The sequence below is a fragment of the Candidatus Formimonas warabiya genome (assembly GCF_002777255.1).
Classification (GTDB): domain Bacteria; phylum Bacillota; class Dehalobacteriia; order Dehalobacteriales; family Dehalobacteriaceae; genus Formimonas; species Formimonas warabiya.
This window is the reverse complement of the sequence record NZ_CP017634.1, coordinates 3,336,289-3,348,102: the sequence shown is the minus strand read 5'-3', so window position 1 is coordinate 3,348,102 and position 11,814 is coordinate 3,336,289. Positions and strand designations below refer to the sequence as shown.

5 protein-coding genes and 1 pseudogene are annotated in these 11,814 nt (G+C 46.4%); 4 read left to right on the top strand and 2 right to left on the bottom strand.

What is annotated here, in order from left to right:
* Nucleotides 1-5 precede the first annotated feature (5 nt).
* The 3 genes from DCMF_RS15320 (at nt 6) to DCMF_RS15310 (ending at nt 5,462) form a co-directional block, all read left to right on the top strand.
* Nucleotides 6-1,136, top strand: a complete 1,131-nt coding sequence (locus tag DCMF_RS15320; RefSeq protein ID WP_148135226.1) for an ABC transporter permease — start codon at nt 6-8, stop codon at nt 1,134-1,136.
* Nucleotides 1,109-2,236, top strand: a complete 1,128-nt coding sequence (locus tag DCMF_RS15315; RefSeq protein WP_148135225.1) for an ABC transporter permease — start codon at nt 1,109-1,111, stop codon at nt 2,234-2,236. The genes DCMF_RS15320 and DCMF_RS15315 overlap by 28 nt, the downstream gene beginning before the upstream one ends.
* Nucleotides 2,237-2,675: 439 nt before the next feature.
* Nucleotides 2,676-5,462 carry an S-layer homology domain-containing protein gene (locus tag DCMF_RS15310; protein ID WP_148135224.1) on the top strand — a complete coding sequence of 929 codons (2,787 nt, stop codon included), beginning with the start codon at nt 2,676-2,678 and terminating at the stop codon, nt 5,460-5,462.
* 570 nt (nt 5,463-6,032) lie between these two features.
* Here DCMF_RS15310 and DCMF_RS15305 read toward each other — a convergent pair.
* Both DCMF_RS15305 and DCMF_RS15300 read right to left on the bottom strand, forming a co-directional pair.
* Nucleotides 6,033-6,722: pseudogene (locus DCMF_RS15305) on the bottom strand (MFS transporter); the annotation flags it as partial.
* Nucleotides 6,723-6,948: 226 nt separating this feature from the next.
* Nucleotides 6,949-9,603: an S-layer homology domain-containing protein gene (locus DCMF_RS15300; protein WP_148135222.1), complete on the bottom strand. Its 2,655-nt coding sequence runs from the start codon at nt 9,601-9,603 to the stop codon at nt 6,949-6,951.
* Between the two features lie 457 nt (nt 9,604-10,060).
* On the opposite strand from DCMF_RS15300, the gene DCMF_RS15295 reads away from it, so the two are divergent.
* On the top strand, nt 10,061-11,722 hold the full coding sequence (locus DCMF_RS15295; protein ID WP_214658634.1) for an S-layer homology domain-containing protein: 1,662 nt from the start codon (nt 10,061-10,063) through the stop codon (nt 11,720-11,722).
* Nucleotides 11,723-11,814: the final 92 nt, after the last annotated feature.

Genomic DNA, 11,814 nt, shown 5'->3' with positions numbered 1-11,814 from the left:
AAAAAATGCGCACTGTGGGGCGGGAAATAAAACGAATTCTAGGGAGCAGGTGGACCGTGTTTTTCTTCCTGATCATGCCTCCTCTGCTCACCGTTTATTTTGGGCTGCTGTTTCAGCAGGGCGTCATCGAACATGCCAGATTGGTGGTGGTGGACCAGGACCAAAGCAATTTAAGCAGGTCCCTGGTGGACCAATTTGCCGATAACAAAGGCTTTGACCTCGTCGGGGCAGTGGAGGATCTGGACACCGCAGTAGAAATGGTAGACCGGGAACAGGTGGATGCAGTAGTTGCTGTGCCCCCGGGCTTCAGCCGGGATCTGAAAAAAGGAAAAAGCCCTTCCGTGCTTTTCGTCGCCGATGCCTCCAATATGGCGATTTCCTCCAATGCCGTCAAAAGGGCGGGTGAAATCATCCTTACCTTTCAGGCCGGGATCGAGATAAAAACGCTGGAAAGCAAGGGATTACCCCCCGACGAAGCGCAAAATACGGCCCTTCCTTTACAGTATGTCTATCAACAGGTGGGGAATCCTTCCGGGAGTTTTTACGATTTTCTGCTTTGGGGTTTGATTGGCGCTGTGGCCCATTTTCCCATCCTGGTTTTTAGCGCCGCCTCCTGGGGTGGGGAGGCAAAGGAACCGGATTTTCCGGGGATTGCCGCCAAAATTGCCGCCTATTCTTTTCTCGGCATGGGTGAGGTGCTTTTTTGCCTTTTGCTGGCCATACTATTATTTCCCCTGGTGTTTTACGGGAGCTATGGGGCGCTTCTCCTTTTGGTGGCATGCTTTGTCGTTGCCCTGACAACCTTGGGTACTTTTCTTTCCCTGGCCCTGCCCAGTCCCATCGTTGCCAGCCAATGTGCCGTCATCGTCGCTCTGCCCGCCCTCCTGCTTTCCGGACATACCTGGCCTATGAGCGGTTTTCCCTGGTTTGTGAAGATGCTGGGCCGGATCGAACCTCTCACCTACTTTGCCGATCCCCTCCGGGAGCTGGCCCTCACGGGCAGAACGGGCGCCCTGTACCGGCAGGGCATAGAGGTTTTGCTTTTGATGAGCGCAATTTGTATCATGGGCATATTCTTTGCCTGCACAATAAGAAAGAAGGTACATACATGGAAGAGCCAAGCTTTTTCCGGCTGATGCGGAAGGAATTCTCCTCCCTGCCCCGGAACAAGATGCTGATTTTGAATGCCTGCTTTATGGTGGCCCTGGTTTTTTTAATCGGCTTTTTATACCGGGCGGGGGCGCTCAAATCCATTCCCCTGGTGGTGGCGGACCTGGACCAAAGCTCCACCAGCCGGATCATCAGCCAAGGATTTTCGGAGAGCGAAAAGTTCACGGTCACCCAGGTAAGCGACTATCCCGCCGCCTTGGAGATGATCAAGGAAGGGAAGGCTATAGCGGGACTGGTCATTCCGGAGGACCTTTCGGCGGACATCAAGAACCAAAAAGGGACCGAACTGCTCTTAATTATTGATGGCACCAACTATATCGCGGCAAATACCGCTTATGCCAAAGCCAGCGAAATCCTGCAAACCCTGAATGCCGGCATTGCCTTGGAAACCCTGCAGGGCAAGGGATTCCTGCCTGATGAAGCCCAAGCAACGGTACAAAGAGTGATCCTGGAACAGAAAATTTTATACAACCCCGACTATAATTATGCCTATTACCTCTCGTACGGGGTGTTCAGCGCCGGCATCTTCAGCCTGGCCATGTCGGCGATTGCCTTGACCCTTTGCCGGCAGAAAAGGACACATCATTTTTCTTTGGGGGAATTAGGGGCAAAAATAATTACCTACGGTGTTTTCGCCTCTGTGGTCACCAATATCATTTTTCGATTGGCCGAAATGGTTTTTAAACTGCCTGCCCGGGGCAGCCTGGGGAGCTTTTTTGCCCTCACCCTGCCCTACGGTTTGTTGATTGCGGTCTTTGCCCTGATGCTATTTTCCCTGGCCCGGGAAGAAGTGAGAATCTTTCAGGCGGCTGTGTTTTTCGCCACTCCGTTGTTCTTTGTCACAGGATACACCTGGCCTTTCCAGAGCATTCCGGATCTTTTAAGACCGGTTTATTACCTGAATCCTTTAACCCCCTTCCTGAATGGGGCCCGGGCCTGCCTGGTGATGGGGGCGGACTGGGGTGTGCTGGCCAAATATGTGGTCTGGCAGCTGGGATTGGTTACCCTTTATCTTCCTTGCGCATTTTTGTTCTATAAAAGCCGTACACACCGTTCTGCGTGCTGACAAGGTTCATGAAAATGTTTTTCGTCGTTGAATCCTTGTCATCTTGGTAACACCGTTACCAATGACATAAACCCTGTGCCTGGATCTATCCTGGTGTTCCCGGTCCTAAAAAATCCTTGCTTCGACATTATTCCCCATTTATAATGAAAGGGGCAAATTGGACAATCTATCCAAATGTATACCCCAGCAACCAATGGTGGAAAAAATTTTTAAAAAAAATGACAAAAATGTGCAAGAAATTTTTAGCATAAGTTGTATTTAATTATGTAAGTATCAAGTAGCTTGTCTTTCAAATTGATACAAAGTTTCTAAAGGGGCTAGCCTTTAGACATTTAGAAAGTAAATATTCAGGAAGGGAGTGGGAACCAAAACGCAAAAATGATTTAGTTGCCATGAACAAAAGAGGAGAAATCGAAATCAGAAAAAGGGGGATTAAAACTTGAAAAAGCTGTTAACAGTTCTACTTGTAGTAGCATTAGTGCTTGGCCTGGGCAGCGTAGCTTTGGCGGCTGGTTTCAGTGATACCACTGACCTCAGCAAAGACATCCAGGGCAGCATTAATAAATTAAGTGCATTAAGCATTATCAGCGGCTATCCGGATGGCACCTTCAAGCCGGCTAACACCATTACCCGGGCTGAATTTGCCAAGATTGCCTGCATTGCCGGTGGAATGGGCGCCAATGCCGACGTGCTGAAAAGCTCCACTTCCAAATTCACCGATGTGGCGGCCGGACAGTGGTATACCGGTTTTGTAAACCTGGCTAACTCCCAGGGTTGGGTCAAAGGTTTCCCGGATGGCACCTTCCGTCCCAACGCCACCATTACTTATGCCGAAGTAATTACCGTTTTAACCCGTCTCTTGGGCTACAATGACAATCTGCCTGGACCTTGGCCGGTAGATTACATTGCCAAAGCCGGTGCGCTGGATATCACTGAAGATGTTTCCTTTGATGCCAACAGCGCCGCTACCCGTGTTGACGTAGCCGTTATGGCCGACGCTACCTTGGATTGCACCATTGTAAAATGGGACAACGACACCGAGGACTTCGAAGAAGACGAGGATGACACCACTTTGCTGGAAGATTCCTTTGATTCTGCAGTAAACGACGACTACTATATCGCCGACTCTAAATATGACAACGGCACCTGGAAAATCAAAGTTGAAGCCACTGATGAGGATGAAGAGGGACTTGCCACTTACAGCGACGAGAATGATGGGAGCCAGCCCAGCAAGTGGTATGATTTAGCAGATAATGTTGTTGTCTCCGATGATTCCTTGCCGACAGGCTTGGGCGGCAAAATCGCCGACCTGGTCTACAATGATGATGATGAAGTCATCGTGTTTATTAATGTGACGTCCACCTCTGTTTCTTTGGACGGGGAAGACTTGGACATCGATGCAGATGATATCGAGAACTCTGACAATGGTACAAATGACGATGATGATGATTATACTTATGGAACCAAATATGATGTCGACGGCAAGAATTACGATATCGCCGATTGGGTGGTCGACACGGAAAGACTTATCCCCAACCCGGATGCGAATCGGTATTACAAGGTCCGCCTGAACAGCGACGGAGAAATCTTTGATATTTCCGCAAAAAATAATAAGACTCCGGCCATCGTGGATGAGTATGATGCCGACTCCGCCGAACTGAGCCTGAAAGATCCGGGCAACCACGGCGCCTACGAAGACATTGAAGACATCGATTTTGACAGCGACGACGTATTAATTGAATCCGACACCCTGGGCAAATTTATTGAGCCCTCCGAGTTGAAAGAAAACGATTTGCTTTTAGTTGACGAAGATCCCGACGCTTATGGTTATGACTATTACATCGAAGTGCTCACTGGTATTGACCAGGAAGGCACCTTGGACGGCTTTGAAGAAGGCGAAGATGCTGACGATCTCGACCAAATCGAGATTAGCGGGGAATGGTACGATGTAGCAGGGACTACTCTCCTCTCCACCGATGGCGGAGAAGACTTTGATGGAGAAATTTCCAACAGCGATCTGGAAGACAGCTATGATGCCACCATCAAGTATGCGCTGAATGGTTGCAATCAGGTTACAGTTGCCATTAGTGATGCCGACGGCAGCGAAGGCAACACCAGCTATGGTGTGGTAACCGAGGTTGTGGATACCAATGCCAGCGGAAAGATCACCAAGATTAAAGTGATGAAGAAAGACGGCACCGAATCCAGCTATACCGTGGATACCAGTGATGTAGAAGTATACTACGCACATACTGATGGTACCTATACAGGTAAAGAGCTGGATGTGGACGATTTCATTAAGTTCTCTGTAAATGATGATAATGAAGTCGACAATCTGACCATCCTTGCATATGACAATGGTGGTGGTCCCGATGGCTTCACTGACCCATCTGCAGCGGGCTCGGCTAATGTAAGAGACGACTACTCCGATGAAGACAGCGCAGACTATATCGGAGAAATTATCGGCGGTGACGACGATAATAATAGGATTACATTTACGAGAGACTCTGACGGCAGAACAATCTCCTATAAGGTAAACGACAGCACCATTGTGTTTAATGCCGACCCGGCTAACGATGATGATGTAGCCGAGATTGTAGACGTAGACGACCTGGTGGATTGGGCTAGTGATTCATCAATTACCGATAAATATGCCTACGTACAATACGACGGCACGACCGTAGATTACATTTTCATCCACAGTGATGTTTCCGGCAGCACCGATGTTGATTTTGCCGCAGTCTTAAAGGCCTACACCAAGTCCTCCGATGACTGGGTGAGAATCGATGCAAAAGGAAACACAGAAAACTATGAAGTAAAATCCGGTAATCCGGATAAAGGTTCCATCTATAATTACAGCATTACAGGCAATAAGTTTAGCACAAAGAGATACACCGGTTATTATGAAGATGGATCCGAATTAGAAGTAACTAGTGCTAATGCCGTATTTGATCCGGAAGATTCGGTAGTTGCAGACACCTACGGAAAGGTGAACAAAGTCGACAAATCCGAACTGACCTTAACCCTGACTGATGATACGAACGTGATACTGGATGCGGACACCGTGATCTACGATTACAGCGATTACTATGATGACGGCAGCGATCCGGATTATTGCAGCAGCATCAGTTCCATCAGCAAAAACGATTGGGTCTGGTATGTGCTGGATGAAGACGGCAATGCAGATCTGGTCGTGATCATCAACAACAACGAAACATTAGATTAATTAGTTTATACAAAAAGAACGCTGTCCGTACGGACAGCGTTCTTTTTGTATAGATGCGCCCAGGCACGGACGTATTCTAACGGGTGCAAGTCCCGAGTGCGGGTTGATAGTGCCAGGCACATAGTCCAATGCATGGGTGTTCACCGCAAGGTGGATCTGAAGGAGGCCGTAGCTAGACTTCTGGCCTGATGAACAGGAATCACATAAGGCATACGCAGGCTGGGTAAGGTTGCCACCCAAACTGAAACCCTAAAATATTCGGAGGCTTACAGTGTAGATGTGGCAGGTGAATGGAAGGAAAGACTGCGCTCTTAACCGGGGTGGTCTCATGGACGTGTGGAAATAACAAAGTATGTAGTATGGTTAAATAAAATTTACCGTGAGAAGTCAGCAGAGGCTAAATTGTACGTTGCCAGGCGCACAATTTAGGCTAATGCAAAATTCGCTTTTATCAAGAGTTTACACATTTCAAAATCTACATCTGCATTTTGAAGAATACATTACGGACGCATTGGTTTTGAAAGATGAAGCACTCCTCTATGTGCCTATTCCTTGATATAAAATATTAGTTTACAAAAGCCGGGAACGGAGGCCCAGTATTAAAACTATAATGAAACAATTAGAAATAGCCATCACTATCGATTGTTGGGCTACATACTTGTATAGCATAGAAAGGCTTAGAACCTGTTCTCCGTTTACCCTAAGATCAGAATTTAGCCCTATCCCCTGCATGGCCGAAACTATATCCAAACCATCCGGCTGATCCAAAACTACATTTTGAGCCAAACTAACAGAGTGAAAGGTACTACGTGATTGCATTAGATTCGTCATAAGAGCGATTCCAAAAGTGGTTGCTACATTCCTAATAACATTCCCCAAGGAAGAAGTGGTACCGGCTGATTCTTTTGGAAGACTTACCATCCCTACATTAATGGAGGGGGACAACGCTAGCCGTATCCCTATTTCGCGGATCCTTAACAAAAATGTCATTGTGCTAAAAGATGTAGAAGCATTAAAATCCTTCATGACGTATGATGCACCAGTCATAATTACCATGCCTATAAGGACCAGGTACCGAGCCCAATATTTATCAAAAAGCTCACCGCTGATGGACATAAATATAGCTGTAACCAGCGCAGGTGGCAACATGACCAAGCCGGTTTGCGTGACGGTCTGTCCCAATACGCTTTGCATGAAAAGGGGAAAAAGATAAATTGCCACTACCATAGCGACTTGAACGACAGAAGAAATATATAGTAGATAAAGTAAAAAAAGCTTATTTAAATAGTCTCATATCAAGCACTGGTTCCAGATATCGCAGTTCGTGAACAACCATCACAAGCAAATTTACAATTCCTATAGCCAACTCCCGACTATCACGGGATCAGAGGGAATGAGAGTAGCAAAAAACTGCCCATCCTCTTAACAGATGGGCAGTTCCCTTTGTAAAGCAATCTCTTTTTTTGAAACGGATCTGTTTAACTATTTACTTAATGTTGTTTACGATTACAATCAGGTCCGCATTGCCGTCATTATCCAGAGCGTACCAGATCTTATCGTTTTTGCTGATGGAGCTGATGCTTTTGCAATATTCCGGATCGCTGCCGTCTTTGTACCAATCGCTGTAGTCGTAGATCACGGTGTCCGCATCCAGCATCACATTTGTTCCGTCGTCCAGTGTGATGGTCAATTCGGATTTGTCAATAGCCGTCACTTTATCGTAAGTGGTTGCACTGACTGTGTCTTGGGGATCAAATATTTCACCGTTAGTTTTTGCTTTAAATTTATTGCCTGTAATGCTGTAATCATAGATAGAACCTGCTTCAGGAGCTTGAGAACCATTTACTTCATAGCTTGCTGCGGTTCCTTTGGCATCAATCTTCACCCATTTGTCTCCGGACTTGGTATAGGATTTCAAGATTGCTGCATAACTGACATCAGTACTGTTGGAAACATCGCTGTGGATGAAAATGTAATCTACGGTAGAGCCGTCATACTGTACATAAGCATATTTTGTACCCACAGTGGTATCCGCAGCCCAATCCAGCAGGTCGCTTAAGCTGACGATTTCAGCTCCATCGTCGTCGCTAGCCGGGGCGGCATTAAAGATGATGGTGTTGTCGTTTACCTTATAGGAGACTGCACTGCCGCCGGCTTTCTTAAATGTAATCTTGTTGTTGTCGTCGTCACCGCCGGTAATGGTTCCGATATAATCGGCGCTGTCGCTATCAGAGTAGTCGTCTATTACGTTATCCGAGCCCTCTGCAGATGGGTCAGTGAAGTCGCCGGTACCACCATTATCATATGCAAGGATGGTCAGGCTGTCGATTTCATTGTCTTCGTTGACCGAGAACTTAATGAAATCATCCTCATCCAGTTCTTTCCCGGCATAGGTACCGCCATGGTTAGTAGTGGCACCAACCGCGTAGTATACTTCTACATCACTGGTGTCCACGGCATAACTGGCTTCGGTGCCGTCTTTCTTCATCACTTTGATTTTGGTGATTTTTCCGCTGGCATTAGTATCCGTAACCTCGGTTACTACACCGTATACGGTGCTGCCTTCACTGCCGTCCGCACTACTGATGGCGATGCAGACCTGATTGGATTTATTCAGCACGTACTTCAGGGTGGCGTCATAGCTGTCACTCAGATCGCTGTCGTTAAGCTGTCCGTCAAACTCATCCCCGCCATCAGTGGAAAGGAGAGAAATATCGGCAACATCGTACCATTCTCCGCTAATCTCAATTTGTGCAGGATCTCCGGCTTCGAAGCCGTCTAAGGTGCCTTCCTGGGTAATCCCGCCGGCGACTTCGATATAATAGTCATAGCCGTAACTGTCTTCGGATACATAAATTACGTCGTTTTCAGCCAAATCTTTAGGCTCAATAAATTTGCCGCCTTTTTCAATCAATACGCTGTCGCTGCCGAAGTCAATGTCTTCGATATCAGCATAGGCGCCGTAGTTGCCTTCTTCTTTTACGATCAACTGATTGGCATCCGCGTCATATTCATCTACGATAGCAGGAGTGTCGGCATTTCTTTTGCTGACCAGGTATACCTCATCATCATCACTGATGAAAGCACGGTAAACAGCGTCGCTGTTATAGTCGGTAGCATCTTTTTCGCCGTATACGTAGCCGTCAAAATAGCTGGCCTGATCGTATTTGGTATCGTCAATGGTAAATTGGTCTTTGGTATCATTGTATTCCCAATCTTCACCGTCAACGGTCGCTGTGGTGGAGGTAATTTCCAGATAGAGAACTTCCTCATCGTCATCATTATAGAGGATATCCACCATGGCGTTGTCCAATCCGGTAGGAAGGGATCCATCGGAAATGACGCAGTCTTGGGAGAGGTCAATCCACTTTTCATCCAGAGCCTCGTCCTCATCGTCGGTAGCAGTTACTTTAATGCTCCAGACTCCGTCATCATACTTGGTGTCGGTGACTATATAGTCTTCGTTGACTGCGGTGCTGAAGTTTTTATCCAGCAAAGAGATTTCGTTATCATCACTGTCTTTTTGTTCATCAAAACTTTCCGTGTCGTTATTCCATTTTACAACGGTCGCATCCAAAGTAGCGTCGGCCATGATCGCAACGTCGGAACGGGGGGCCTCAGCATTGGCGTTTAAAGAAACCTTCTCAGTTATGTCCAAGGCGCCGGCTTTGGCAATATAATCTACCGGCCAGGCACCGGGCAGGTTATCGTTGTATCCCAGAACACGGAGCAGTACGGTGACAACCTGGGCATAGGATATTTTCGCATTGGGACGGAAGGTGCCATCCGGAAAACCTTTCACATAGCCCTGGGAAGCTGCCAAGTTGATATAACCGGTATACCATTGATTGGCGGCTACATCGCTAAACTTGGTAGTGGAATCTTTCAGAACGTCGGCACTTTGTCCTAAACCGCCCAAAATAATGGCGATTTTGGCAAACTCGGCCCGGGTAATGGTGTTGGCCGGCTTGAAGGTGCCGTCCGGATAACCGTTAATGACTTCTAAACTGTTTAATTTTGCAATGCTGGCTTGGGCATCTTTGCTCAAATCACCAGTGTCGCTGAAAGTAGCCGCAAAAGCTGTTCCGGCAAAGCAGAGCATCATTGCTGCTATCACCAAAAAAACAACTGTTTTCTTCACACAAATGTCCTCCTTTAATGTCAAAGTTGAATTTTGGTATCTTCTCGTTAAGTTCAGTGATCAAGATGTTTTGGTTGATCGGTAATTGTCCCCTCCCTTCAAAAACTATTTTAAGTAACATACTTTTATGAGTGGGGGTATTTCCCCAGCTATCCGCTCTTAGATAGCCCGTACATATATAAATACTTAACAGGGAAAAGAAAACTTGCAGCTTTTTTTCTGGGAAATGATGGATGAATAAATCTGGAAATTCGGGGACGGTTCTTGAATTGAATAAATTTGGCTACGCATAAGTGATAAAAGAATAGAAGGAATTGGTCCTTTACAATTAATAAGGAATCGAAACACACCCAAAAAAATAAACAAATAGAAATTAGAAATAACCTCCTGCTTTAACAGGATTTATGGCAAATTGATCGAATAAAAAGATAAAAGGATGAAGGGAGCAAAAAAATATATGGCAAAGCCAAAACTTGTCAGAATCTGCCTTATGTTTTTCATAATGATCATTTTGCTAAGCGGAAGTTCTTTGGCTGCATCGACGAGGTTTTTTTCCGATGTCCCTAACGGTCATTGGGCAGAGCGGTATATTGCCCGGATGAACCTGATGGGTGTGGCAAAAGGCTACGATGACGGATCTTTTGGGATTAACAAACCGGTAAATCGCTTGGAAACGGTGGTAATGATTATCCGGGCGATGGGTTTAGAGTCCCAGGCGGAAGGGAAAAGCATCCCTTTGACTTTTCAAGAGCCAGAGGCAGTTCCTGCCTGGGCCAAACAATATATAGCCATGGGAGTGATCCAGGGAGTTATTTCCGGTAATGACCTGGTCTTATTCCGGGGGGATGATTTTGCCAAAAGATATGAAGTCGCCCAGTTTATCGGCAAAGCCTTGGGCTTGGAAGCTATAGCCCCTAACCATGCATCCGACGTTCTGTCCTATTCGGACGCATCGGATATTCCGTCCAGCGCCAGGGGATATGTGGCGTTGCTTAAGTCAAACGGCATGATGACAGGGAATGAGGACGGGACTTTTCGTCCTTTGGAAAACGTGACCCGGGGTGAATTTGCCGTACTGATGGCCAGATTGGATGAAAAACTGGGAAAACTCCCTGAAAAAGAGGTGCAGGGGACGGTTTCCCAGGTTACAACCTCCACTATTACCATCAAGACGGATTCCGGCTATGAGACTTTGACCGTAGGGGAGGACTGTTTAATTTTTCCGGACATGGCTTTAAATGATATTCCTGTTTCCCGGCAGGTTTTTGCCGTAAAGACCGGGTTTAAGGCTCTTTTGATTGATACTGTGCCGTCAGGTGCTACTGAAGACAATATATCCGATAATCCACCCGACAATCCGTTCGGCAACACGGACACCGATATCATAAATACCGGTACCACTGAGGCGTTTACCGGTCAACTTTCCGTATCGATAGTATCTGTCAATTTTATTCCGCGCCTCAGCGTTACCGTCAAGGATGAGGATAATAAAATTAAAACCTATCCCATTGCGGATACCTGCAGTGGTGTGAGCAGAAACGGCAGCAGCGCTTTATTAAAAGATATAGTGTCGGGAGATCAGGCCACCTTACAAATCATCAATAGTGAAATAATCGGGATGCAGGCTGAAACGGTCAGCAGCAAAACGGAAGGCACGGTCAAGGAAGTGCTGGTCTCGGACGAAGCTGTTTTAACCATTACCGATGAATCAGAAAGAGAGCGGACATTTCTGATTGATAATGAGACAAGGATCATAAAAGACGGAAATGACGGCACGGTTTTGGATCTGCGGGCAGGAGATGCAGTTGAACTGCGTTTAGAGAGCAATCGAGTCAGCCGGATATATGCGGAATCCTGGGAAGAAAAGGACCAGGTGATCGGGGAAGTAACCAGAATAATTCCTGATCTGAATTTACTGGTTATCTCGGGAAAAGAAGATATGGAGACAAAAACATACATTGTATTTGCAGATGCTGATACCAAGATGATCACAGCAGAGGGGGATCTTTTATCCCGGTTAACCCGCTTAAAAACAGGAGACAGGGTTGTGATCGTGGGTCAGATTCAGGGGAATATGATCACGGCAACTTCCCTTGTGGTTATTGGTCAGGAAAACTGATATTTTTCTTTATGGCGGGCTCCCGTTTTTAATTTGGCGGGGGCCTTGTTTTTTAAATAAAAATTTTAAAATGAATCATGTATCTTAAACAA

Bases quoted from the DNA above. Each gene is read 5' to 3' on its own strand.
- DCMF_RS15315 (WP_148135225.1), top strand. From the start codon at position 1,109: ATGGAAGAGCCAAGCTTTTTCCGGCTGATGCGGAAGGAATTCTCCTCC.
- DCMF_RS15320 (WP_148135226.1), top strand. From the start codon at position 6: ATGCGCACTGTGGGGCGGGAAATAAAACGAATTCTAGGGAGCAGGTGG.
- DCMF_RS15295 (WP_214658634.1), top strand. From the start codon at position 10,061: ATGGCAAAGCCAAAACTTGTCAGAATCTGCCTTATGTTTTTCATAATG.